Origin of the sequence: Aeromicrobium tamlense (genome assembly GCF_013408555.1) — a bacterium.
Classification (GTDB): Bacteria; Actinomycetota; Actinomycetes; order Propionibacteriales; family Nocardioidaceae; genus Aeromicrobium; species Aeromicrobium tamlense.
Genome location: NZ_JACBZN010000001.1, coordinates 1,266,081 through 1,288,136, shown reverse-complemented (window position 1 = coordinate 1,288,136; position 22,056 = coordinate 1,266,081). Strand labels below are relative to the sequence as shown.

The window sequence follows — 22,056 nt, the reverse complement described above, 5'->3', positions numbered from 1 at the left end:
ACCACTGCCCGGCCACCTGAGGGTGACCGGGCAGTCGTGTGTCTCGCCCCGGCGGGGCGGCGGGTCAGAAGAGGATCTGGCCGCCGCTCGTGGCCGCGGTGAAGCGCTCCTGGGCGTCGGCCCAGTTGGCGATGTTCCAGAACGCCTTGACGTAGTCGCCCTTGACGTTGAGGTAGTCGAGGTAGAAGGCGTGCTCCCACATGTCGAGCTGCGAGATCGGGATCAGCGTCGCGGGGATGTTGGACTGCTGGTCGTAGAGCTGGACGATGACCAGCTTCTGTCCCAGCGTGTCCCACGCCGTGATGGCCCAGCCCGAGCCCTGGATGCCGAGGGCGACCTGCTCGAACTGCGCGCGGTACGCGTCGAACGAGCCGAAGTTGTCCTCGATCGCGGCAGCCAGCTCGCCGGTGGGCTTGTCGCCACCGTCCGGCGAGAGGTTCTTCCAGAAGATCGAGTGGTTGATGTGACCACCGAGGTTGAACGCGAGGTTCTTCTCGAGCAGGTTGATCGTGTCGAACTCCTGGACCTCACGCGCCTGCTCGAGCTTCTCGAGCGCCGTGTTCAGACCGTTGACGTAGTTCTGGTGGTGCTTGCTGTGGTGCAGCTCCATGATCTTGCCCGAGATGTGGGGATCGAGTGCCCCGTAGTCGTAGGGCAGGTCCGGCAGGGTGTAGTCGGCCACGCGTCCTCCTGGTCGTCGAAGTGGTTGATGTCTTCGTTGAGTTCAAGCCTCAGTCTGTCAGTTGTGTTCCCCGGGGCAAGGGCAGCCCGGATCGCGGGACGTCCGCCGGTAGGCTGTGGGCGTGACAGGCAAGCGCGTGCGCCGCATCGAGGGCGAGGAGGAGCCCGAGGTCGTGGCGGCCTCCGAGACCGCCCCGAGCCGCGAACGCGCGGCCCGGCCCGATCCCGTGTCGCCGCCGCCCGGCCGTCGCGGTGAGACGCCCGACCAGCGGGAGCCGCGCCCCGAGCCGCAGGCCCCGCAGGAGCCGGCGGCCGAGCCCGCTGAGAAGCCCGCCAAGCCCTCGCTGCGCAGCGAGCTGTTCACGATCCCCAACCTGCTCAGCGCGATCCGGATCCTGCTGGTGCCGGTCTTCCTGTGGCTCGTGCTCGTCCCCGAGGCCGACGTGCTCGCGATCGGCGTGCTGGTGCTGTCGGGCATCACCGACTACCTCGACGGCAAGATCGCCCGCGCCACCGGCGCCACCACGCGCCTGGGCGCCGTCCTCGACCCGGTGGCCGACCGGCTCTACATCCTCGCGGTCGTCGTGGGTCTCGGCCTGCGCGACATCATCCCGTGGTGGCTCGCGATCATCCTGCCGCTGCGCGACGTCGTCCTGTTCTCGCTCGTGCCGTTCCTGCGCACCCGCGGCTTCAGCGCCCTGCCCGTGCACTTCCTGGGCAAGGCCGCCACGGCGGGCCTGCTCTACGCCTTCCCCCTGCTGCTGCTCGGCGACGGCGACGGCGCGGTGGCCAACCTGGCGCGCGTGTTCGGCTGGGCGTTCACGGTGTGGGGCGTCGGCCTCTACTGGTGGGCCGGCATCCTCTACGCGATCCAGGTGCGCCGCCTGCTGGCCACCACGCCACGGGTCCGATGAGCAGCCGGCGCGACGAGGAGTCGTCGGTCGCCGAGGCCGAGTCGATCCTCGAACGGCTGGCCGCCACCGCGCTCGACGACGACTACTACGTCGACCACGAGAAGCCGCCGGGCAACGGCGCGAAGGCGCTCACCGGCCTCGCGATCGCGACCATCGCCACGATGCTCACCGTCGCGGCGGTGCAGACGCGCATCGACCGCCCCGCCACCGAGGCCGAGCGCGACGCGCTGATCGAGAACATCCGCCTGCGCGAGGACCTCGTGGCCAACAAGCAGGAGACCGTCGCCGGGCTGCAGGGCGAGATCGCCGACCTCCAGGCCGAGTCGGTCGTCGACGGACCCGGCACCGTGGCGGTCCGCGTGGCGTCCGGCGCCGTCCCCGTCGAGGGGCCCGGCCTGACGATCACGGTGCAGTCGTCGGCCAACGAGGACCGCCCCGGCGGCCGCCTCACCGACGCCGACCTCCAGCTCGTCGTCAACGGGCTGTGGCTGGCCGGCGCCGAGGCCGTCTCGGTCGGGGGCCACCGGCTCACCTCCACCTCGGCGATCCGCTCCGCGGGGGAGGCGATCACCGTGAACTACCGCTCCGTCACCGAGCCGGTCGTCGTCGCGGCGATCGGCGACGAGTCCACGCTGGAGACCCAGTGGCAGGCGGGTCCGTCGGGCCGCTACCTCGACGCGCGTGCCGAGGCCGATGGTCTGCGGTACGACGTGCAAGGATCGGACGACGTCGAGCTGGCCGCCGCACCCGAGTCGCGGCTGAGGGTCTCGGCCGAGCCCCTGAGGAGGAGCGCGTCGTGATCCCGGTCATCGGTCTCGTCGTGGGTGTCACGATCGGCCTGTTGCTGCAGCCCACGGTCCCCAGTGCCCTCCAGCCCTACGTCCCGATCGCGATCATCGCCGCCCTCGACGCCGTGCTGGGCGCCGCCCGCGCCTACATGGAGGGACGCTTCGACGACCGCGTCTTCGTCGTCTCCTTCGTCTCCAACGTGGCGATCGCCTCGATCATGGTGTTCGTCGGCGACCAGCTGGGCGTCGGCTCGCAGCTGTCCACCGGCGTCATCGTCGTCCTGGGCATCCGCATCTTCGCCAACTCCGCCGCGATCCGCAGGCTGATCTTCCATGCGTGACCAGCTGGGCCGGCGGTCCTCCTGGATCGTGGCGCTCCTCGTGGGGCTGCTGGCCTTCACGATGACCGTCCAGTGGCGCCAGGACGACGAGACCGACGACTTCAGCGGCGTCCGCGGCGTCGAGCTCGCCGAGCTGCTCAAGTCGCTCGACGCCACCAACACGCGCCTGTCGCAGCAGATCGACACGCTGCGGGCCTCGCGCGACGACCTGCGCGACTCCAACGAGAGCACCGCCGAGGCCAGGAAGGCCGCGGTCGAGCGCGCCAACGCCCTCGCGATCCTCGCCGGCACGGTCGGGGCCGAGGGCGAGGGCATCGAGATCACGATCACCGCCCCGCCGGGCGCCGTCACCGCCTCGGTCCTGCTCGACGCCGTCCAGGAGATGCGCGACGCGGGCGCCGAGGTCATCTCGCTCAACGGCGTCGCGCGCGTCGTGGCGCAGACCTGGTTCCTCGACGACGACGCCGGCGTGCGCGTCAGCGGCCGCGTCCTGAAGCCGCCCTACGTCATGGAGGTCATCGGCGATCCCGACACCCTCGCCGACGCCGTGACGTTCCGCGGCGGCCTGGCCGACCGCGTCGAGGGACGCGGGGGAGAGGTGGGCGTGGAGAAGCGCCAGCGCATCCGCGTGACCGCTGTCGCCGATGCCCCCGAGCCCCAGTACGCTCGACCCGCGAACGACTGACCGCGACGATGGAGGACGACCGTGATTCCTGAGGACCTGTTCTACAGCGAGGAGCACGAGTGGGTGCGTGTCGAGGGCGACGTCGCCATCGTCGGCATCACCGACTTCGCCCAGGACCAGCTCGGCGACATCGTCTACGTCGACCTGCCGGCCGAGGGCGACTCGATCGACGCGGGCTCCGTCGTCGGCGAGCTGGAGTCCACGAAGTCGGTCTCGGACGTCTTCACGCCCGTCACCGGTGAGGTCATCGCCCGCAACGACGCGCTGGAGGCGACCCCCGAGGTCATCAACTCCGACCCGTACGGCGAGGGCTGGCTGCTCAAGGTCCGCATCGCCGACGAGGACGTCACGTCGGGCCTGCTCACCGCCGAGGCGTACTCGGCTCTGGTGACCGGCTGACCCACGCGAGCCCGGGTGTTAGGTTGGGGGCGAAGGAACCCTGAACCCCCACTTGAGCCAACCTTCAAGCTCTACTTGAGACGGAGTTGATCGCGGTGACGACGCCGGACGGTTTCGACGAGACCAACTTCATCCCGGTCATCGACGCCGACACCGAGGAGATGTCCGAGGGCGACGTGTTCGCCGTCGAGAACCTGCCGGTCGGCAATGCGATGCTGCTGGTGCAGCGCGGTCCCGACGCGGGCTCGCGGTTCCTGCTCGACCAGGACGTCGTGTCGGCCGGGCGCCATCCCTCCAGCGACATCTTCCTCGACGACATCAGCGTCTCGCGCCGTCACGCGACCTTCTCGCGTCGCGGCAGCGGCTACGTGGTCACCGACCTGGGCAGCCTCAACGGCACCTACGTCAACCGCGACCGCATCGACGGCGACATCCCGCTGTCCGGCGGCGACGAGGTCCAGCTGGGCAAGTACCGCCTCATCTACTTCCCCGGCACGGTCGCCTCCGAAGGTGGTCAGTGACCGCCTCCGAGGCCGGGCGCGAACCGCTGCTCGGCATCTCCCAGGTCATCGCCGAGCTCTCCGAGGAGTTTCCGGACATCTCGCAGAGCCGCATCCGGTACTACGACGAGCAGGGCCTGGTCGAGCCGCGCCGCACGCCGTCGGGGTACCGCAAGTTCAGCTACGGCGACGTCGAGCGGCTGCGGTTCGTCCTGCGCATGCAGAAGGACCGCTACTGGCCGCTGAGCCACATCCGTCAGGTCCTCGACCAGATGGACTCGGGCGAGGTCCCCGACACTGAGCTGCGCGCCACGCTGCGCGTGCCCCAGGTCACGCTGGCCGCCGACGGCTCGCCCACGGCCCAGTCGATCACCGAGGGCGCCGGCGCCACGCGGATGACGCGTGACGAGCTCGTCGACGCCGCCGGGATCGACGACGCCACCCTCGACCAGATCGAGGAGTTCGAGCTGATCCGTCGCCGCCCGAACCAGCGCTACTACGACACCGACGACCTCGTCGTCGCGTCGCTCGTGGGCCAGCTGGCCGAGCTCGGTCTCGAGCCCCGCCACCTGCGCGGGTTCCGCAGCGCCGCCGACCGCGAGGTCGGCCTGCTCGACCAGGTCGTGCCGCCGTCCACGCGCCAGCAGGCGGGTGCCGCGGCCGGCCTCGCCGAGCTCGCCGCACTGAGCGTCCGGCTGCACACGGTGCTCGTGCGCGCCGGCCTGCGCGCCTGACCGGGAGGATCGTCGTGCGCGAGCTCGAGATCGTCGGAGTCCGGGTGGAGATGCCCACCAACCAGCCGCTGGTGCTGCTGCGCGAGCGCGAGGGCACCCGCTACCTGCCGATCTGGGTGGGGGCGATCGAGGCCTCAGCCATCGCCTTCGCCCAGCAGGGCGTCGAGTCGCCGCGGCCGCCCACGCACGCGCTCATGGCCTCGATCATCGAGGGCCTGGGCGACGAGCTGGAGGAGGTCCGCATCGTCGACGTCCGCGAGGGCGTCTTCTTCGCCGAGCTGAAGTTCGCCTCGGGAGCGGTCGTCGACGCGCGACCGTCCGACTCGATCGCGCTGGCGCTGCGCACGGGCGTGCGCGTGGTGTGCGAGGAGGACGTGCTGGACGTCGCCGGGTTCGCCCAGACGCCCGACGAGGACGAGGAGGTCGAGAAGTTCCGCGAGTTCCTCGACCACGTGGACCCCGAGGACTTCGAGAAACCTTGAAGTCGAACTTCAAACTTTAAACGCGCCGACACGCCCGTCGGTACGTGCGTCGAGAGACCCTCACGTCTAACTTGAGGGTACGCAAGACCACAGTCGTGTGGTTCTCTTGTTGTGGGAGGCCGGCTCCACCAGTCGGCAGCCAGGAAGGCGTGACCATGATCGAACCTCGTGACGAGGCAGCAGAGGCGCAGGCCCAGGCCAGCGCCCAGGGTCTGTTGTTCGACGACGACCTGGCCCCCCTGCCCCAGGACACGGGGTTCCGCGGTCCCACGGCCTGCAACGCCGCGGGCATCACGTACCGCCAGCTCGACTACTGGGCCCGCACCGGCCTGGTCGAGCCCACGGTCCGCTCGGCCACCGGCTCGGGCACCGCGCGGCTGTACTCCTTCAAGGACATCCTGCTGCTCAAGATCATCAAGCGCCTGCTCGACGCCGGCGTCTCGCTGCAGCAGATCCGCACCGCGATCGACCACCTGCGCGAGCGCGGCACCGAGGACCTCACGCAGGTCACGCTCATGAGCGACGGCGCCTCCGTCTACGAGTGCCGCTCGGCCACCGAGGTCATCGACCTCCTCCAGGGCGGCCAGGGCGTCTTCGGCATCGCCATCGGCGGTGTCTGGAAGGAGATCGAGGGCACGCTCCACGAGCTGCCCACCGAGCGCGCCGAGGCCGACGTCCCCGTCGCCGGCGACGAGCTCTCCCAGCGTCGCGCCCGCAAGGCCAACTGACGGACGCACCGCACGCCCCGACGTCGGTCGAGGTAGGCTGGCGGTGCCGTTTGAACCGTGCGGGAGAGTCCCGTCAGGGCGCCGAAGGGGCAATTCCTCCCCGGAACCTCTCAGGCCACCGGACCGTACGTCACAGGCGACTCTGAAGGCGTGTCCTGCCGGGCATGACGACAGAGGGGGAGGGCCCTGTAGTCGAGCCCTCGGAGACCCTTGATGTCGCAACCCCTGATGCCGCAGTCCGACCGCCTTCCCGCCACCCGCTTCGTCGACCGTCACATCGGTCCGCGCGCGTCCGACCAGGCAGCGATGCTGCAGCGGCTCGGGTACGACAGCCTCGACGCGCTGATGCAGGCCGCCGTGCCGTCCGGCATCCGCTCGGCCCTCGACGGCCTCCCGCCCGCGGCGAGCGAGACCGAGGCCACCGCTCGACTGCGTGAGCTGGCCGACCGCAACACCCCGGGCGTCTCGATGATCGGTCTGGGCTACCACCCGACCACGACGCCCGCCGTCATCCGGCGCAACGTGCTGGAGGACCCCGCCTGGTACACGGCCTACACGCCGTACCAGCCCGAGATCTCGCAGGGCCGCCTCGAGGCTCTGCTCGCGTTCCAGACGATGGTCGAGGACCTCGCGGGCCTGCCCACCGCGAACGCCTCGCTGCTCGACGAGGGCACCGCGGCCGCCGAGGCGCTGACCCTCGTGCGCCGCGCCGACCGCAAGCGCACGGACCTGCCCGTGGTCGTCGACGACGGCCTGCTGCCGCAGACGCTCGCCGTGCTGCACACGCGCGCCGAGGCCGTGGGCCTGCCGCTCGTCGAGGCCGACCTGCGCCAGGGACTGCCCGAGGGCGAGTTCAGCGGCGTGATCATCGCCTACCAGCGCGCCGACGGGACCGTCATCGACCTCGCTCCGGTCATCGACGAGGTCAAGGCGGCGAACGCCCTGGCCGTCGTCGTCACCGACCCGCTCGCCCAGGTGCTGCTGACGTCGCCCGGCAGCCTCGGAGCGGACGTCGTCGTGGGCTCGACCCAGCGCTTCGGCGTCCCGATGTTCTACGGCGGCCCCCACGCCGGGTTCATGGCCGTGCGCGCGGGTCTCGAGCGGCACCTGCCGGGTCGCCTCGTCGGCGTCTCGGTCGACTCCGCCGGTCGACCCGCGTACCGCCTCGCGCTGCAGACCCGCGAGCAGCACATCCGCCGGGAGAAGGCGACGTCGAACATCTGCACCGCGCAGGTGCTGCTGGCGGTCGTCGCCGCGATGTACGCCGTCTACCACGGCGCCGAGGGCCTGCGCGCGATCGCGACCGAGGTCAATCAGCGCGCCACGCGGCTCGCCGCCGGCCTGCGGGCCGCCGGCATCCAGGTGGCCTCGGACCGCTTCTTCGACACCGTGACGGCGGTCGTGCCGGGCCGGGCCGCCGAGGTCGTCGCCGCCGCGCGCGAGTCCCAGATCCACCTGTGGCGCTTCGACGACGACCGCGTCGGCATCGCGGTGTCCGAGCCCACCACCGACGCCCACCTCGCCGCCGTGCTGGCGGCGTTCGGCGCGGGCGACCTGCCCGATGCGGGGGACGCCTCCCTCGAGCCGGCGTGGCTGCGCGAGGACGAGATCCTCACGCACCCGGTCTTCGTCGAGCACCGCAGCGAGACCCAGATGCTGCGCTACCTGCGCCGGCTGAGCGACCGCGACTACGCCCTCGACCGCGGCATGATCCCGCTCGGCAGCTGCACGATGAAGCTCAACTCCACCACCGAGATGGAGCCCATCAGCTGGCCCGGCTTCGCCGACCTGCACCCGTTCGTGCCGGCACAGGACGCCGCCGGCATGATCGAGCTCGTCGAGACGCTCGAGTCCTGGCTCGCGAAGGTCACCGGATACGCGGCCGTCTCCGTGCAGCCCAACGCCGGCTCACAGGGCGAGTTCGCGGGCCTGCTGGCGATCCGCGAGTACCACCGCAGCCGCGGCGAAGAGGCGCGCGACGTCTGCCTCATCCCCAGCTCCGCCCACGGCACGAACGCGGCCTCGGCGGTCATGGCCGGCATGCGCGTCGTGATCGTCAAGGCCACCGACGGCGGCGAGGTCGACCTCGACGACCTGCGTGCCCAGTGCGAGGCCCACGCCGACGACCTCGCGGCGATCATGGTGACCTACCCGTCCACCCACGGCGTCTACGAGCACGGCATCAGCGAGCTGTGCGACATCGTGCACGAGCACGGCGGCCAGGTGTACGTCGACGGCGCCAACCTCAACGCGCTGCTCGGCCACGCCCGCCCCGGCGAGTTCGGCGGCGACGTCTCGCACCTCAACCTGCACAAGACGTTCTGCATCCCGCACGGCGGTGGCGGCCCGGGCGTCGGCCCGGTCGCGGTCGGCGAGCACCTGGTGCCGTTCCTGCCGAAGCACCCGTTCCACCCCGACGCCGAGCGCCGGCAGTCCGCTGGCACGATCAGCGCCGCCCCGTACGGCTCGGCCGGCATCCTGCCGATCCCGTTCGCGTACGTGGCCATGATGGGCGCCGACGGCCTCACGGACGCCACGTCCGTGGCCGTGCTCGCGGCCAACTACGTCGCCGCTCGCCTCGGCGACGCGTTCCCCGTGCTCTACGCGGGCGACCACGGCCTCGTGGCGCACGAGTGCATCCTCGACCTGCGCGAGATCACCAAGACCGCGGGCCTGTCGATCGACGACGTCGCCAAGCGCCTCATCGACTACGGCTTCCACGCCCCGACGATGAGCTTCCCGGTGGCCGGCACGCTCATGGTCGAGCCCACCGAGTCCGAGGACCTCGCCGAGCTCGACCGCTTCTGCGAGGCGATGCTGGCTATCCGCTCGGAGATCGACCGCGTCGCGGCGGGGGAGTACGACGAGAAGGACAACCCGCTCACCAGCGCGCCCCATGCCGCGCACGAGCTGGTCGACTGGACCCACCCGTACCCCGTGGCCGAGGGCGTGTTCCCCGCCGGCAGCACGCAGGACAAGTACTGGCCACCGGTGGGGCGCATCGACAACGCCTACGGCGACCGGAACCTGGTCTGCTCCTGCCCGCCGGTGGAGGCGTTCGCCTGATCGGTCCACCACCGCACGACCTGATCGACGACCGGACGGGGGTGCTTGGCCCACAGCACGTGGTGGGTCGAGCCTCCCTCCGGCACGACGTCGCGGGTGTACTCCCAGCGCGTCAGTGCCGCGGGCTCGACCAGCGTGCGCTCGAAGCGCTCCGACGCGGCGGCGATCGAGAAGCCGTCGCCCTCGAGGTGCACGGCCAGCGTGGGCAGCGTCATGCGGCGCTGCACGGGGTACGGCGGGCGTCCGGTGCGCACGACGTGCGCCCACTCGTTCATCAGCGTGCGCGCGCCCGGGCCGCCGAACCACGGCTTCGGCACGTGACCGCGCACGAGGCCCACCAGCGGCATGCTGAGCGCCATCGCGGCCAGCGGCAGGCCGATGCGCGGGTAGTGCCGGTAGTGGGGGAGCGAGACGCCCACCAGCACGAGACCGTCGGCCGGACGCGGGCCGATCTGGATCGCGCCGCCGAGCTGGCCGCCGAGGCTGTGGCCGAACAGCACGACGGGTCGGCCCGGGTGCTCCTCGCGGGCGGCGTCGATCGCGGCCTGCGTGTCGGCGATCTCGTCGGCGTACGACCAGTCGTGCCGGCGCGAGGCCCGCGGCAGGTCGCGCTCGAAGCCGCGCCGCGGCAGTGCCCGGGCGGTCCACCCCCGCTCCTCGAACGCGGCCACGAGCGGGCCGTAGAACGACGAGGGGACCGCCATCGCGGGGGAGATCAGGACGACCGGGGTGCTCACCGGACCATCCTGCCAGCGTGAAAGACTCTCGACTGACATGCCTGACGCCCTGGTCTACCTGACCTCCGCCGCCGCCCTCGCCGCCGCCGTGTTCGCGGGGTGGCACACGGCGAAGTCGTTCCGCTTCAGCAACCCGCTGTTCTACGCGATCGCGGTCGTCGAGGTGCTCCTCGTCGTCGTCCTCGTGTGGGGGATCGTGGCCGTCGCCGGCACCGACCGCGACCTCGAGAAGGGGCTGTACCTGTCGTACCTGGTCACCACCGTCCTCATCCCGCCGGCATCCGTGCTGTGGGGGATCGGCGACAAGACCCGGTGGGGCACCGGCGTGGTGGCCGTGGCGCTGTTCACGGTGTCGGTCATGCTGATCCGGACGCACCAGATCTGGCAGGGACATGGCTGAGCACCACACCGACACCCAGCACGGCTTCGGACGCGCCCTCGTGGCGGTCTACGCCGTCTTCACCGTCGCGGCCACGGCGCGCTCGGTCTACCAGCTCGTGACGAAGGCCGACGAGGCCCCGGTCGCCTATGCCCTGTCCGCGCTCGCCGGCGTCGTCTACGGCATCGCCACGTGGGCGCTGGCCACCGGCAACCGCCGCGTCGCGGGCGCCGCGATCGGCTTCGAGCTCGTGGGCGTCCTGGGCGTCGGACTGCTGAGCATCCTCGACGGCGCGCTGTTCCCCGACGAGACGGTGTGGTCGGGCTTCGGCGCCGGCTACGGCTACGTGCCGCTCGTGCTGCCGTTCGTCGGCCTGTGGTGGCTGCGCCGGACCCGGAGCACGTGAGAGCCCCGTGCGCTCATACCGCCCGGGGCTGATCCCATTCAAACCCGGCTCCGGCCGGGATCGCGGTAGCGACACGGGTCCATGAGCGAGCGCCAGCGAGCGAGCCATTCAACAGGACGAGTCGCGCGACCGACCTACTCTGCTTCACCTCGGGCGGTGGCGCGATGAGCGACAGAGCGTACGAGTTCCGCTCGGTGTGGGACGTCGCGGAGCCCCCGGACCGCCTGTGGCGCACGCTCGAGCAGTTCCTCGAGCAGGACGACCCGCTGCCGTGGTGGAACGCCGTCACGGTCACGGGGCACCACGGCGAGGAGATCGACCTCGTCGCCCGCAGCGCCTTCGGCTACCGGCTGCGCTTCACGGTGTACGACCTCGACCTGCAGCCGACCACGTCGATGCGCTTCCGCTCGCGCGGCGACCTGGAGGGCTCGGCCGCGCTGGACTTCGCGGCGGGGAGCCCGGGCCGGACCGACCTGACGATCGACTGGCACGTGGACGCCACGGCACCGTGGATGCGCCGCTCGGAGCGTCTTCTGCGCCCGCTGTTCGAGCTGGCGCACGACCTCGTCATGAGGTCGGGGGAGCGGCGGCTGAACCGGTGGTTGCGGCAGCGAGGCTGACCACGTCGCCGATCACCGTGATCGCCGGCGCCTTCGCGTGCGCGGCGGCGTCGGCGATCGTGCCGAGCGTGGCGATCGTCGTGCGCTGGTCGGGCGCGAAGCCGCGCTCGATCACGGCCGCGGGCGTGTGCGGGTCGTGACCGGCTGCGATGAGCTCCTCGGCGGTGCTGCGCAGGCGCTTGACGCCCATGAGCATCACGAGCGTGTGGTCGCCACGGCGCGGGAGCTCGCCCAGCTCCTCGTGGCCCGTGATGACCGAGAAGCCACGCGCGACGCCACGGTGGGTGACGGGGATGCCCGCGTTGGCCGCGACGGCGATGGCCGACGTGACGCCCGGGACGACCTCGACCTCGACGCCCGCCTCGCGGCAGGCCAGCAGCTCCTCGCCACCGCGACCGAACACGTAGGGGTCGCCGCCCTTGAGGCGGACCACCACCTTGCCCTGCTGCGCCCGCTCGACGAGCAGCGCGTTGATCTGCTCCTGGGGGATCGGGTGGTGATCGGGCTGCTTGCCGACGTCGATGACCTCGACGTCGGGCGCGAGCTCGGCGAGCACCGACTGGGGCGCCAGCCGGTCGAACACGACGACGTCGGCCTCGGCCAGCAGCCGGCGTCCGCGCGCCGTGAGGAGGCCTGGGTCGCCCGGACCGCCGCCGACGAGGGCGACGAGCCCGCGCGCATGGGTGCGGTGGCGCAGCGGCAGGTCGCCCGTCTGCAGCGCGGTGGCCACGGCGTCGCGCAGGGCGGAGGCCCGGCCGGCGTCGCCGCCACCGCTGACGGCGATCGTGACGTCGTCCACGCGCGCGACCGCCGGGGTCCACGCCGTGGCGCGCTCGGGGTCGCCGCCCTTCAGGCAGAAGATCTGGCCGGCCTCCGCGTCGTGCGCGACGAGATCGTCGACCGGCGGGACGTCGGTGGCCGTCTGCACGAGCCACGCCCCGTCGAGGTCACCCGTGCGGTAGGGGCGCTCGTGCCACGTGATCGAGCCGCGGCCGATGGCCGAGGTGAGGGAGTCCGAGACGGCGGGGGAGACGACGTGCACGTCGGCGCCCGCCTCGAGCAGGGCGAAGGCCCGGCGCGTGGCGACGTGACCACCGCCGACGACGACCACGCGGCGACCTTCGAGGCGCAGTCCGAGGGGGAAGGTGCTCACGTGTGCAGGCCGCACTCCGACTTGTCGAGCCCGGCCCAGCGGCCGGCCCGGGGATCCTCGCCCGGGGCGACGCGGCGCGTGCACGGCGCGCAGCCGATCGACGGGTAGCCGTCGTTCAGCAGCGGGTTGAGGATCACGTCGTGCTCGTTCGCGTAGTCGATGAGCTGGTCGAAGGTCCAGTCCGCGAGCGGGTTGATCTTCACCAGCCCGTTCTTCTCGTCCCACGTGACGAACGGCGTGTCGGCACGCAACGGGCTGTCGTCGCGCCGCACGCCGGTGATCCAGGCCTCGTAGCCGCCGAGCGTCTCGGTGAGCGGCTCGACCTTGCGCAGCTGGCAGCACAGCGCGGGATCGCGCTCGTAGAGGCGCTCGCCGTACTGCGCGTCCTGCTCGGCCACGCTCTGGCGCGGCTTCACGTCGACGATCGTCAGCTGCATCGACGACTCGACCGCGTCACGCGTGCCCACGGTCTCGGCGAAGTGGTAGCCGGTCTCGAGGAAGAGCGTGTCCACCCAGGGGAGGTGGCGCGCCACGACGTGGGGCAGGACGGCGTCGGCCATCGAGCACGCGACGGCGGTCAGGTGACCGAACTCCTGGGCCACCCACGCGAGCAGCTCGTCGGTCTGTCCGTCGGAGAACCGGTTGGCCGCCGAGGCCGCCAGGGCCTTCAGCTCTTCGCGCGAACGGGGCTCTCGGACCGGCCGCGCCGCGAGATGATCGCGACGCTCCCGGTCGTGGGCCAGCTGGCGTTCTCGCCGTTCTGCCAAGCTCAAAGTGCTCACCCCCTTGACATTACGTTCGGGCGCGCGGAAACTTCCACGCCGTCCAGAATGCGAACATCGCGAAGTAGCGGCAGGGTGGAGTCGAACCGAACGAAGGGAGTCACCCCATGTGGGACACCATCTTGTGGATTGCTGCAGTGATCATCGGAATCTTCGGCATCATCCGCCTCGTCCAGCGCGACTTCGTGATGGGCGCCGTGCTCATCGTCATCGCCCTGCTGGTCGGGCCGGGCGGCGTCAGCCTCTTCACGTAAGAGACTGCGCCTAGGGTGGCGAGCATGGTTCGCTACTTCGACATTCATCCCGTCGACCCGCAGCAGCGCACCGTCGATCAGACGGTCGCGCTGTTGCGGGGAGGCGGGTTGATTGCTTATCCCACCGATTCGGGCTACGCGCTCGGAGCCCAGGTCGGCAACGCCGACGCCATCGCCCGCATCCGCGACATCCGCGGCCTCGACGACAAGCACCACTTCACGCTGGTGTGCCGCGACTTCGCCCAGCTGGGGCAGTTCGTCCACGTGGACAACGCCGTCTTCCGCGCCGTGAAGGCCGCGACACCCGGCCCCTACACCTTCATCCTCCCCGGCACGCCCGAGGTCCCCAAGCGCCTCCTGCAGGCCAAGAAGAAGACCGTGGGCGTGCGCATCTCCACGCACAGGATCGTGCGGGCCCTCGTCGAGGAGCTCGGCGAGCCGATCCTGTCGTCCACGCTGATCCTGCCCGGCGAGACCGAGCCGATGACGCAGGCGTGGCAGATCGGCGAGGAGCTCGGCGACCGCGTGGACGCGATCGTGGACTCCGGCGAGGAGATCATCGCCGAGCCCACCACCGTGGTCGACCTCTCCGAGGGCTACGCCGAGGTCACCCGCGTCGGCGCAGGCGATCCCACGCCCTTCGAATAGCACCCGGAGGCGCGGCGTCCGCCGGTCCGGCCTCGGCCAGCCGTCGGGCGCGGGCGGCCCGACGCTCGTGCCACGCGGCGACCTCGACCTCGATGTCGCGCAGCGGCGTGACCACCGGGGGACCGCCCTGGAGCTGGCGGCGGGCCGCGACGATCCGGCGGTTGAACTCCGCCACGGCCTCGCGCACGACGCGCTCGGACCTGAGGCCGTCGAGCACGTCGGGCAGCACCGCGTCGTCCTTGCGGAGCTGGAGCGCCTCGGGCAGGACCCCCGTGATGTTCTCGCGCTCGATGAACTGGCGCAGCCACCAGTCGGGGTCGGCGGCGGTGTCGATGTGCGGCAGCGGCTTGCCGGCGAGCGGGAGGTCGTCGAACTCGCCACGGGCGATCGCGGCGCGGACCTGATGGTCGACCCACAGCGCCTGGTCCTCGGGCCGGCGGGCGCGGGGAGTCGCCTCCTCGGCCTCGTCGCCCGTGGAAGCGGCGTCCGGTTCCAGTCGGTACCGGGCGGCGCGGCGGCGGGCGTCGTCGCTCATCGGCTCAGCGGGGGTTCCTGATCCCCAGCACCTGGTGCGACGTGCACGCCATCACCAGCGCGATGATCCAGCCGACGACGGTCCAGCCGAGCAGCAGGTTGAGCCAGAAGATCGCGCCGGTGTTGGACTTCCCGCGCGTCGCGGCGATGGCCCACGGCAGCATGTAGCCGGCCGTGGCGATCGCGATGATCCAGCCGAAGACGGTCTGGAACGGCCGCCCGCGCTTGTCGGTGATGATGTCGTTCACGGTTCCAGCCTACGGCTGGACGGCGAGGCGCACCCGGACTCGATCGCCCTCCTCGCAGCCCTCGGCCACGCGGACGGCCTTCTTCACCGGCAGGATGAACGAGCCGAGCTCCTTGCTCGGGAACACCGAAGTGCTCCACGTGCTGGAGCCGATCGTGACCTCGACCCTCACCGAGCCGAACCCCGCCTTCTGCGGGGTGCGGTCGTCGATGTCGTCGGTGACGTCCTCGGGCAGCGTGAGGAAGTGCCAGGTCCCGTCCTCGCGCCAGCGCCACACCGTGGCCTCGAACTCGTACACGAGCCGAGCATGGCCGATGCCGGCTCAGAACGCGAACAGCGCGATCGGATCGGTGGTGGGCGCCTGCGCGTCCGGCTCGGTCTCCACCGTCACGCCCGCGGCCGACGCCGTGCTGGCGTCGCCCTCGAGCAGGAGGGTGTTGTCCGGGCCCTGCGGCATCGTGCCCGCGTTGACCATCTCGTCGCCCTGCTGCAGCCAGATCACGTAGGAGTGGCCCTCGGGGGCGTCGGGCATGTCGTGCGTGACGATGACCGCCTTGCGCTCGGCGGACGACCGCACCACGGTGGCGCGGGCGCCGTCGTCGAAGGTCTGCGTCACGCGCTCGGCCTGCGGGTCCTGCAGGACCCGGTCGGCGGCCGTCAGCGTCTGCGAGGCCGTGTCGTCCTTCCACGGCTGGGTGGCCGCGAGGCCGATCCCGCCGGCGAGCACCACGGCGGACGCGGCGGCGACCAGCAGGGTGCGCGGGTCGAAGCGGCGGCGTCGGGGGACAGCGACGGGCTGGGGCGGCAGCTGGCGGACCTCCCTGATCGAGGCCAGCACCGACGCACGCAGCGCCGGAGGTGGCTCCTCGGCGCTCAGGTCGGACATGATCGCCGCCGTCTCGCGCAGGCTGGCGACCTCTTCCTGGCAGGCCTCGCAGCCGGCCAGGTGTCGCTCGAAGCTCTCGCGCTCGGCATCCGTGACGGCGTCGAGAGCGTAGGCGCCGGAGAGGGCATGCACGTCACTCATCGGTCTGCTCCCATCGTGTCCCGGAGTCGGATGAGGCCGTCGCGGATGCGGGACTTGGCCGTGCCTACCGGCACGTCCAGCATCGAGGCGACCTCGGTGTGCGTACAACCGCGGAAGTAGGCCAGGTCGATGGCCTCCCTCTGCGTCTCGGTGAGGCCGGCCAGGGCCCGGCGGACGCGCTGGGCGTCCAACCGGGCCTCGACCGTCTCACTCGTCGAATCATGCTCCACCGTGACGTCCCGCAGGACGTGCTGGGTGTCGCGTGCCGTCGCGGCCTCGGCGCTGCGCACCCGGTCGACCGCACGGCGGTGGGCGATCGTCATGAGCCAGCTCAGGGCCGATCCCTTGGCGGGATCGAACCGCGCCGCCTGCCGCCACACCTCGAGGAAGACCTCTTGGGTGACCTCCTCGCTCTGCGCCCGATCGCGGACGATCCGCCGGACGAGGCCGTGGATGCGCGCCGACGTCTGGTCGTAGAGCGTGGCGAACGCGGCCTCGTCGCCGCGTCCGCAGCGCCTCAGCGTGTCGCCGAGGGCCTCGGGCGGCGAGTCCTCGCCGCCCGAGGGCACGGCATGCAGGTGGTTCACGACAGTGGCCTCAATCGTTCACGGGGTCAGGGCATCAGCACGGAGTCGATGACGTAGACCTTGGCGTTCGCGGTGTCGACGTTGCCGCAGACGACGGCGGCGTCGCCGACCGTGAACTCCTCGCCCGACCCTTCCACGGTGATCGTGTCACCTGCGAGCGTCTCGTGCTCGCCGGCGAGCTGGTCCGGCGTCATCTTGCCCTCGACGACGTGGTGCGTCAGCACCTTCGTCAGCTGGTCCTTGTCGGCCAGCAGGGCGTTCAGGTCGTCGGCCGGGATCTTGGCGAAGGCGTCGTCGGTGGGCGCGAAGACGGTGAGGGCCTCGGCGCTGTTGAGGGTGTCCACGAGGTCGGCGGCCGTGACGGCCTTGACCAGCGTGGTCAGCAGCGGGTTGTTCGAGGCGGCCGTGGCGACCGGGTCGTCGGCCATGCCCTCGACGGAGCCCTCGCCCTCGGTCGGCACGCCGGCGCAGCCGGGGCCGAACGGGCCGCTGGCCTCGTCCATCATGTCCTCGGAGGCCGAGGCGGAGGGGCTGGACTCGCTGTTGCTGCTCATCGAGTCGTCGTCGCCACTGTCGCTGCCACAGGCGGCCAGTCCGAAGCACATGACGACGGCGGCGGCTGCGGCGGCGGTACGGCGGGGGAGCAAGCGGTTCATGATCGTGCCTCTCGGGTCGGTGACGAAGTTGACAGTGATTCGGCGCGGTCGGCCGTGCGGATGGGTCGAATCATGTGACGCGCACCACAATCTGCTGCAGACCACTGGAACCGTCGGGAAAAGGCGTCGCGCGCTCCTCGGTCTGGTACTCGCCGTCGGAGGCCTGGGCCCGCACCGTGAGTGTGTGACGGCCCGGCTCGGCGTCCCACAGCAGGTACCACTGGCGCCAGTAGTCGACGCCGCCGTCGGGGCCGAACTCGGCCCGCTGCCAGTCGCCGTCGTCGACGCTCACCTCGACTGCCGCGACACCGCGGCCCTGCGCCCAGGCGACGCCGCCCACGACGATCCGGCCGGCCTGGACCTCCTTCAGCGCAGCGGGCGTGTCGATGCGCGAGGAGATCTTGATCGGGCCGTCGATGGCCCAGTCGCGCTTGGTCCAGTACGCCTCGCGCTCCTCGTAGGTGGTGAGGGTGAGCCTCGTCAGCCACTTCGTGGCGCCGACGTAGCCGTACAGGCCGGGCGTCACGAGGCGGGCGGGGAAGCCGTGGTCACGGGGGAGCGGCTCACCGTTCAGCGCGACGGCGACGATCATGTCGCGGCCGTCCTGAGCGGCGGCCAGGGGCGTGCTGATGGTGAAGCCGTCGACGGCGGTGCTCAGGATCTGGTCGGCGCCCGAGCGCACGCCCGCGCGCTCGAGCAGGTCCGAGACCCGGACGCCCAGCCAGCGGCCGGCACCCACGTACGGCCCGCCGACCTCGTTCGAGACGCAGGTCAGCGTGATGTCGCACTCGATCAGCGGGAGGGCGAGCAGCTCGTCGAAGGTCAGCTCGTAGGGCCGGTCGACCATCCCGTCGATCCGCAGCGTCCAGCTCTCGTGGTCCACGACGGGGGTCGTCAGGTTGATGTCCACGCGGTAGAAGTCGTCGCGATCGGTCTGGAACGGCGTGATCCCACGGTAGGTCGCCTCCAGGCCGCGCGGCAGCGGCGGGAGCGGGCGCAGGGCACGGGGGAGCGCGATGTTCGTGACGTCGCGGGCCCGGGCCACGAGCCACTGGCCGGCGGTCCCTGCGACGAGCGCGGCGCCGACGATCACGCCCGAGCGCACGAGCAGTCGCCGCCGTCCGGGTCCGTCCACGGGCTCCTCGTCCTGAGGGGTCAGCCAGCGCAGGGCCGCGAGTGCCGCGACGCCCGTCGCCAGGGCGGGGAGCACGTCGATCGGCCGCGCGGCGGGCCGGGCGAGCGCCGCCCAGCCGGCCGCCGCGACGAGCAGCACCACGACCGCGGCGCCCACGGGGAGGGAGCGCCGCGCCAGGACGCCCCCGACCGCGGCCAGGAGCAGCGTCGCGACGAGCACCGTCCCCAGCAGGACCGGCTTGTCAGCCGTCCCCAGCCGCTCGATGGCGGCCTGCTTGAGCGCCGTGGGGGTCCGGTCGATCACGGCGCTGCCGACGGCCAGGACGGGCGAGGCGGCCGGTGCGACGATCGCGCCCACCAAGTGCCCGGCGGCGAGTCCGGCGAGGGCCGAGACGAGTCCGGCGAGGGCGCCGCGGGCGGCTTCGTGGCGATTCATGGGAGGGGTTCGTCGCCGACGGCCGAGCGGATGGGTCCGAACATGAGAGCCGTCTCATGGTGCGTTCACCTCGGGCTCACCTCGGCTCGCCACGATGGGGGACACCACGAACCGAACGAAGGAGCGCACGATGAAGACCAAGCCTCTCGCCCTCGCCCTGGTCGGCGGCGTCCTGCTGGCAGGCCTGCCCGCGGCGGCGCATGCGGACGACGATGACGACCGCGACCGCACCATCAACCGCACGGGTGACTACACGGTGAAGAAGGGGCGCGAGATCGACGGCAACATCACGATCCGCAAGGGGAACCTCGTCATCAACGGCGATGTCGACGGCAACGTCACCGTCCGCCACGGCAACATCGTGATCCGCGGCGACGTGGACGGCAACGTCCGCCAGCTGGGTCGCGGCTCGGTCACCGTCACGCGCTCCGGCTCGGTGGACGGCAACATCGTCGAGCGCGACCACGGCAACCTCACCGTCAGTGGTGACGTGGACGGCACGGTCACCGAGCTGCACCGCGGCCACGTCCGCGTCTACCGCGCCGCCGAGATCGACGGCAGCGTCCGCGAGCGCGGTGTCGGCCACCTGCTCGTCTGGCGCGGCGCCGACGTCGAGGGCTCACTCAGCGAGGGCGGCCCGGGTCGCCTCGTTCGCCGCTGACCGCTCCCCGGGGACGGATCCTCACACCAGGATCCGTCACCCGGAGGCCGGTTTGAGGCGCGCCGCGGGCAGCCATCCGGTGTGCACGACGCCGTCGGGCGAGGCCCAGGTGCACAGCGCCTCCCAGCCCTTCACGACCGGCCGCCACTCGACCAGCACGCCCGGGTAGACCGCCGGGGCGTGCTGCACGGTGGAGAGGTTGACCCACACGTGCTGCGGCCGGATGCGCGGCGGGGGAGTCACGGCCGGGGGATCCAGCGCCGACAGGCGGTCGCCGTACCTCCGGTTGTGACCCATGGGACCACTGTAGAACGGGTGTTCGACGTTCGGCCGGTTCGGCCCGGATCAACGGTTGATGTGGCGGGCCCAGGCGAAGCAGAACAGCCCGAAGGCCACGAAGCCGGCGCCCACCAACCCCGTGAGGACGGGACCGAAGGGCTGGTCCAGCACGGTGCGCAGCGCCTCGTCGATGCCGCCGGACTTGTCGGGCTCGTGGGTGACCGCCGCATAGCCGAAGAGCGCGGCGACGCCGAGGACCGCGGCACCCTTGGCGACGTAGCCGACCTTGCCGAGCCACACGTAGGCCGAGCCCACGCGTCCGCTGGCGCCCCCGACCTCGATGTCCTTGAGGAAGCGCTCGGTGAGGCCCTTGTAGACCAGGTAGACGCCCACGGCGGCGATGCCGAGGGCCACCAGGCCGACCAGCACCTGGCCACCGGGCAGGTCCATGAGCTCGGCGCTGAAAGACGTCGTCCCGTCCCGACCGGAGGAGCTCGAGCCGGTGACCACCTTGAACGCCGTCGCGGCGATCGCGCCGTAGAGGATGACCTTGCCCAGGCTGATCAGCCGCTTCCGGAGGCGCTTCGCGCCGTCGTCGCGGCGGTGGCCGACGGCGGCCTCGATGGCCTGCCAGACCGCGAGCATCACCATGCCGATGCCGACGGCCCACACGATGGGACCGCCGAACGGCTGCTGCGCGAGCTCGCGGACCGCACCGCCGCTGTCCGCCTCGCCGCCGCTGTCGCCGAACGCGAGCCGGATGGCCAGCCAGCCCATCACCAGGTGGACCACGCCGAACGCGACCAGGCCGATGCGGGCCACCTGGTCGAGAGCCGGATGGTCGTCGACCGCGCGTGCCGCGGACTTCGCCGAACGTGTCGCCATGAGGCCGAGCCTAGGGCGTTCGCGACCACCCGGCCCGGCGAGGACAGGGGAGGGAAGGCAGGCTCCCACTAGTCGCCGAGGATCCGCCGAACGAGCGTCGCGACGAGGGCGTCGACGTCAGCCTGCTCGTCGAGCGGGACGGTCAGCCGGTCGAGCACCAGGCCGTCGATCGCGTAGTGGAACAGGGCGATGTCCGCGGCGTCGCCGGGCAGTCCCATCGACGCGTTGAACTCGACGTCGGCGGCCAGTCCTCCCCGTCGCCACTCGGCGAGCGCCGCGGCGACGTGCGGCCGGCGCGTGGCCTCCAGGCGCAGCTCGAACAGGGCGATCGTGGAGTCCGGGTCGGACGTCAGCCGATGCACGATGTCGCGCAGGTAGTCGGTGAAGAGGTCGACACCGGGGGAGCGCCGCGCGAGCTCGGCATGCACGGCGGGGTCCGGGGTGAGCCGCTCGCCGATGCGCGCGAGGATCGCGTCGATGATCTCCTCACGCGAGGAGAAGTAGTTCGAGGCCGTGCCCTTCGGGACGCCGGCCTCGTCGTCGATCGCCCGGTGGGTGAGGCCTCGGGAGCCCTGCCGAGCGAGGACGCGCACGGCGGCGTCGGCGAGCCGGACGCGGCGCTCGGGATTGCGGACCATGGCAGCAGGGTATCGCAATCACGACATCTGTCGTGATACGTTCCCGATCACAACATCTGTAGTGAATGGAGAAGGTCATGCGCGAGCTCGTCTACTACGTCGCCGTCTCGATCGACGGTCTCATCGCGGAGCCCGACGGTGCGTTCGGCGCCTTTCCCGTCACGGGCGACCATGCCGCGGTCCTGACCAGCGACTTCGCGGACGCCGTGCCGACGCAGTTCCTGGACGGGCTCGGCATCGAGCCGCCACGGACGCGGTTCGACACGGTGATCCAGGGGAGCAGGAGCTACCGCATCGCTCTCGACGAGGGCGTCGAGCGGCCGTACGCCCACCTGCGCGAGTTCGTGGCGACCCGATCGGGCGACCCGGCTCCGGACGGCGTCACCTACACGGCCGACGCCGTGGCGACCGTGCGCGAGCTCAAGCAGGAGGACGGCCTGGGCATCTACCTGTGCGGCGGTGGCGAGCTGGCCGGATCGCTGCTGCCGGAGATCGACCGCCTGATCCTCAAGCGGTATCCGATCGTCCTGGGCGCCGGCATCGGGCTGTTCGGCTCGACCGAGGCGTCGATCCTGCCGTTCGAGCTCGTGGACACGCGGCGATTCGGCTCCGGGCTCGTCATCGAGGAGTACACGCGAGCACGGTGAGGCATCGGGGCTCAGGGGAGCCCCTCTC

At 71.5% G+C, this 22,056-nt stretch carries 31 protein-coding genes and 1 riboswitch; of the genes, 17 read left to right on the top strand and 14 right to left on the bottom strand.

From position 1 onward, the window contains the following. Positions 1 to 64: 64 nt before the first annotated feature. The gene (locus tag BJ975_RS06515; RefSeq protein ID WP_179424361.1) at positions 65 to 682 is read right to left on the bottom strand and encodes a superoxide dismutase; all 618 of its coding nucleotides are present in this window, start codon (positions 680 to 682) and stop codon (positions 65 to 67) included. A 343-nt stretch (positions 683 to 1,025) separates the two neighbouring features. Here BJ975_RS06515 and BJ975_RS06510 point away from each other — a divergent pair, with 343 nt between their 5' ends. The 10 genes from BJ975_RS06510 (at position 1,026) to gcvP (ending at position 9,318) form a co-directional block, all read left to right on the top strand. After that, positions 1,026 to 1,595, top strand: coding sequence for a CDP-alcohol phosphatidyltransferase family protein (locus tag BJ975_RS06510; protein ID WP_179428083.1), 570 nt, complete (start codon positions 1,026 to 1,028; stop codon positions 1,593 to 1,595). Then, positions 1,592 to 2,395, top strand: coding sequence for a DUF881 domain-containing protein (locus BJ975_RS06505; RefSeq protein ID WP_179424360.1), 804 nt, complete (start codon positions 1,592 to 1,594; stop codon positions 2,393 to 2,395). Before BJ975_RS06510 ends, BJ975_RS06505 begins: the two co-directional genes overlap by 4 nt. Next, complete coding sequence (locus tag BJ975_RS06500; protein ID WP_179424359.1) at positions 2,392 to 2,724, top strand: small basic family protein; 333 nt, start codon at positions 2,392 to 2,394, stop codon at positions 2,722 to 2,724. The genes BJ975_RS06505 and BJ975_RS06500 overlap by 4 nt, the downstream gene beginning before the upstream one ends. Beyond that, complete coding sequence (locus BJ975_RS06495) at positions 2,717 to 3,409, top strand: DUF881 domain-containing protein (protein ID WP_179424358.1); 693 nt, start codon at positions 2,717 to 2,719, stop codon at positions 3,407 to 3,409. The genes BJ975_RS06500 and BJ975_RS06495 overlap by 8 nt, the downstream gene beginning before the upstream one ends. 21 nt (positions 3,410 to 3,430) lie before the next feature. Then, positions 3,431 to 3,808 (top strand): glycine cleavage system protein GcvH, encoded by a 378-nt coding sequence (gene gcvH / locus BJ975_RS06490; protein ID WP_179424357.1) that lies wholly within the window; start codon positions 3,431 to 3,433, stop codon positions 3,806 to 3,808. A gap of 95 nt (positions 3,809 to 3,903) precedes the next feature. Further along, on the top strand, positions 3,904 to 4,329 hold the full coding sequence (locus tag BJ975_RS06485; protein WP_395487500.1) for an FHA domain-containing protein: 426 nt from the start codon (positions 3,904 to 3,906) through the stop codon (positions 4,327 to 4,329). Continuing rightward, the gene (ftsR, locus tag BJ975_RS06480) at positions 4,326 to 5,042 is read left to right on the top strand and encodes a transcriptional regulator FtsR (RefSeq protein ID WP_179424356.1); all 717 of its coding nucleotides are present in this window, start codon (positions 4,326 to 4,328) and stop codon (positions 5,040 to 5,042) included. The genes BJ975_RS06485 and ftsR overlap by 4 nt, the downstream gene beginning before the upstream one ends. A 14-nt stretch (positions 5,043 to 5,056) precedes the next feature. After that, on the top strand, positions 5,057 to 5,524 hold the full coding sequence (locus tag BJ975_RS06475; protein WP_179424355.1) for a bifunctional nuclease family protein: 468 nt from the start codon (positions 5,057 to 5,059) through the stop codon (positions 5,522 to 5,524). A 155-nt stretch (positions 5,525 to 5,679) separates the two neighbouring features. After that, a complete protein-coding gene (locus tag BJ975_RS06470; protein ID WP_179424354.1) occupies positions 5,680 to 6,252 on the top strand; it encodes a MerR family transcriptional regulator in 573 nt (190 codons plus the stop codon). A 50-nt stretch (positions 6,253 to 6,302) separates the two neighbouring features. Beyond that, a riboswitch (glycine riboswitch) is annotated at positions 6,303 to 6,388 on the top strand. Positions 6,389 to 6,465: 77 nt separating this feature from the next. Beyond that, positions 6,466 to 9,318: an aminomethyl-transferring glycine dehydrogenase gene (gene gcvP / locus BJ975_RS06465; protein WP_179424353.1), complete on the top strand. Its 2,853-nt coding sequence runs from the start codon at positions 6,466 to 6,468 to the stop codon at positions 9,316 to 9,318. Here gcvP and BJ975_RS06460 read toward each other — a convergent pair. Then, a complete protein-coding gene (locus BJ975_RS06460; RefSeq protein ID WP_317628292.1) occupies positions 9,264 to 10,055 on the bottom strand; it encodes an alpha/beta fold hydrolase in 792 nt (263 codons plus the stop codon). The two genes, gcvP and BJ975_RS06460, sit on opposite strands and share 55 nt — an antisense overlap. Before the next feature lie 37 nt (positions 10,056 to 10,092). Between BJ975_RS06460 and BJ975_RS06455 the strand changes: the two genes are divergently transcribed. The 3 genes from BJ975_RS06455 (at position 10,093) to BJ975_RS06445 (ending at position 11,460) form a co-directional block, all read left to right on the top strand. Next, positions 10,093 to 10,455: a hypothetical protein gene (locus BJ975_RS06455; protein ID WP_179424351.1), complete on the top strand. Its 363-nt coding sequence runs from the start codon at positions 10,093 to 10,095 to the stop codon at positions 10,453 to 10,455. After that, entirely contained in the window at positions 10,448 to 10,840 is a 393-nt protein-coding gene (locus tag BJ975_RS06450; RefSeq protein ID WP_179424350.1) for a hypothetical protein, read from the top strand. The genes BJ975_RS06455 and BJ975_RS06450 overlap by 8 nt, the downstream gene beginning before the upstream one ends. Before the next feature lie 164 nt (positions 10,841 to 11,004). Further along, entirely contained in the window at positions 11,005 to 11,460 is a 456-nt protein-coding gene (locus BJ975_RS06445; protein WP_179424349.1) for an SRPBCC family protein, read from the top strand. Here BJ975_RS06445 and cobA read toward each other — a convergent pair. Together cobA and BJ975_RS06435 are read right to left on the bottom strand one after the other, a co-directional pair. Beyond that, on the bottom strand, positions 11,408 to 12,613 hold the full coding sequence (cobA, locus tag BJ975_RS06440) for a uroporphyrinogen-III C-methyltransferase (RefSeq protein ID WP_179424348.1): 1,206 nt from the start codon (positions 12,611 to 12,613) through the stop codon (positions 11,408 to 11,410). The two genes, BJ975_RS06445 and cobA, sit on opposite strands and share 53 nt — an antisense overlap. Beyond that, the gene (locus BJ975_RS06435) at positions 12,610 to 13,395 is read right to left on the bottom strand and encodes a phosphoadenylyl-sulfate reductase (protein ID WP_317628291.1); all 786 of its coding nucleotides are present in this window, start codon (positions 13,393 to 13,395) and stop codon (positions 12,610 to 12,612) included. The genes cobA and BJ975_RS06435 overlap by 4 nt, the downstream gene beginning before the upstream one ends. A gap of 107 nt (positions 13,396 to 13,502) precedes the next feature. Between BJ975_RS06435 and BJ975_RS06430 the strand changes: the two genes are divergently transcribed. Then, positions 13,503 to 13,649, top strand: a complete 147-nt coding sequence (locus BJ975_RS06430; protein WP_179424347.1) for a GPGG-motif small membrane protein — start codon at positions 13,503 to 13,505, stop codon at positions 13,647 to 13,649. A gap of 24 nt (positions 13,650 to 13,673) precedes the next feature. Then, positions 13,674 to 14,297, top strand: coding sequence for an L-threonylcarbamoyladenylate synthase (locus BJ975_RS06425; RefSeq protein ID WP_179424346.1), 624 nt, complete (start codon positions 13,674 to 13,676; stop codon positions 14,295 to 14,297). Here BJ975_RS06425 and BJ975_RS06420 read toward each other — a convergent pair. The 7 genes from BJ975_RS06420 to BJ975_RS06390 all read right to left on the bottom strand — a co-directional run bounded on the left by BJ975_RS06420 (position 14,257) and on the right by BJ975_RS06390 (position 18,918). Then, a complete protein-coding gene (locus BJ975_RS06420; protein ID WP_179424345.1) occupies positions 14,257 to 14,832 on the bottom strand; it encodes a DnaJ family domain-containing protein in 576 nt (191 codons plus the stop codon). The genes BJ975_RS06425 and BJ975_RS06420 overlap by 41 nt on opposite strands. A 4-nt stretch (positions 14,833 to 14,836) precedes the next feature. Further along, the gene (locus tag BJ975_RS06415; protein WP_218845750.1) at positions 14,837 to 15,079 is read right to left on the bottom strand and encodes a superinfection immunity protein; all 243 of its coding nucleotides are present in this window, start codon (positions 15,077 to 15,079) and stop codon (positions 14,837 to 14,839) included. A gap of 9 nt (positions 15,080 to 15,088) precedes the next feature. Then, a complete protein-coding gene (locus BJ975_RS06410; RefSeq protein ID WP_269302236.1) occupies positions 15,089 to 15,376 on the bottom strand; it encodes a DUF1905 domain-containing protein in 288 nt (95 codons plus the stop codon). Positions 15,377 to 15,400: 24 nt separating this feature from the next. Continuing rightward, positions 15,401 to 16,105 carry an anti-sigma factor gene (locus BJ975_RS06405; protein ID WP_179424344.1) on the bottom strand — a complete coding sequence of 235 codons (705 nt, stop codon included), beginning with the start codon at positions 16,103 to 16,105 and terminating at the stop codon, positions 15,401 to 15,403. Continuing rightward, positions 16,102 to 16,692 carry an ECF RNA polymerase sigma factor SigK gene (sigK, locus tag BJ975_RS06400; RefSeq protein WP_179424343.1) on the bottom strand — a complete coding sequence of 197 codons (591 nt, stop codon included), beginning with the start codon at positions 16,690 to 16,692 and terminating at the stop codon, positions 16,102 to 16,104. The genes BJ975_RS06405 and sigK overlap by 4 nt, the downstream gene beginning before the upstream one ends. Before the next feature lie 26 nt (positions 16,693 to 16,718). Continuing rightward, a complete protein-coding gene (locus tag BJ975_RS06395) occupies positions 16,719 to 17,348 on the bottom strand; it encodes a fasciclin domain-containing protein (protein WP_179424342.1) in 630 nt (209 codons plus the stop codon). 70 nt (positions 17,349 to 17,418) lie between these two features. Further along, a complete protein-coding gene (locus BJ975_RS06390; protein ID WP_179424341.1) occupies positions 17,419 to 18,918 on the bottom strand; it encodes a molybdopterin-dependent oxidoreductase in 1,500 nt (499 codons plus the stop codon). Positions 18,919 to 19,048: 130 nt separating this feature from the next. Here BJ975_RS06390 and BJ975_RS06385 point away from each other — a divergent pair, with 130 nt between their 5' ends. Then, positions 19,049 to 19,579 (top strand): polymer-forming cytoskeletal protein, encoded by a 531-nt coding sequence (locus tag BJ975_RS06385; RefSeq protein WP_179424340.1) that lies wholly within the window; start codon positions 19,049 to 19,051, stop codon positions 19,577 to 19,579. A 36-nt stretch (positions 19,580 to 19,615) separates the two neighbouring features. Here BJ975_RS06385 and BJ975_RS06380 read toward each other — a convergent pair whose 3' ends face one another. The 3 genes from BJ975_RS06380 to BJ975_RS06370 all read right to left on the bottom strand — a co-directional run bounded on the left by BJ975_RS06380 (position 19,616) and on the right by BJ975_RS06370 (position 21,381). Beyond that, entirely contained in the window at positions 19,616 to 19,876 is a 261-nt protein-coding gene (locus BJ975_RS06380) for a hypothetical protein (protein ID WP_179424339.1), read from the bottom strand. 48 nt (positions 19,877 to 19,924) lie between these two features. After that, entirely contained in the window at positions 19,925 to 20,743 is an 819-nt protein-coding gene (locus BJ975_RS06375; RefSeq protein ID WP_179424338.1) for a DUF1206 domain-containing protein, read from the bottom strand. Positions 20,744 to 20,811: 68 nt separating this feature from the next. Further along, positions 20,812 to 21,381: a TetR/AcrR family transcriptional regulator gene (locus tag BJ975_RS06370; protein ID WP_179424337.1), complete on the bottom strand. Its 570-nt coding sequence runs from the start codon at positions 21,379 to 21,381 to the stop codon at positions 20,812 to 20,814. A gap of 77 nt (positions 21,382 to 21,458) precedes the next feature. Between BJ975_RS06370 and BJ975_RS06365 the strand changes: the two genes are divergently transcribed. Next, positions 21,459 to 22,028 carry a dihydrofolate reductase family protein gene (locus BJ975_RS06365; protein ID WP_179424336.1) on the top strand — a complete coding sequence of 190 codons (570 nt, stop codon included), beginning with the start codon at positions 21,459 to 21,461 and terminating at the stop codon, positions 22,026 to 22,028. The last annotated feature ends 28 nt before the right edge of the window (positions 22,029 to 22,056 follow it).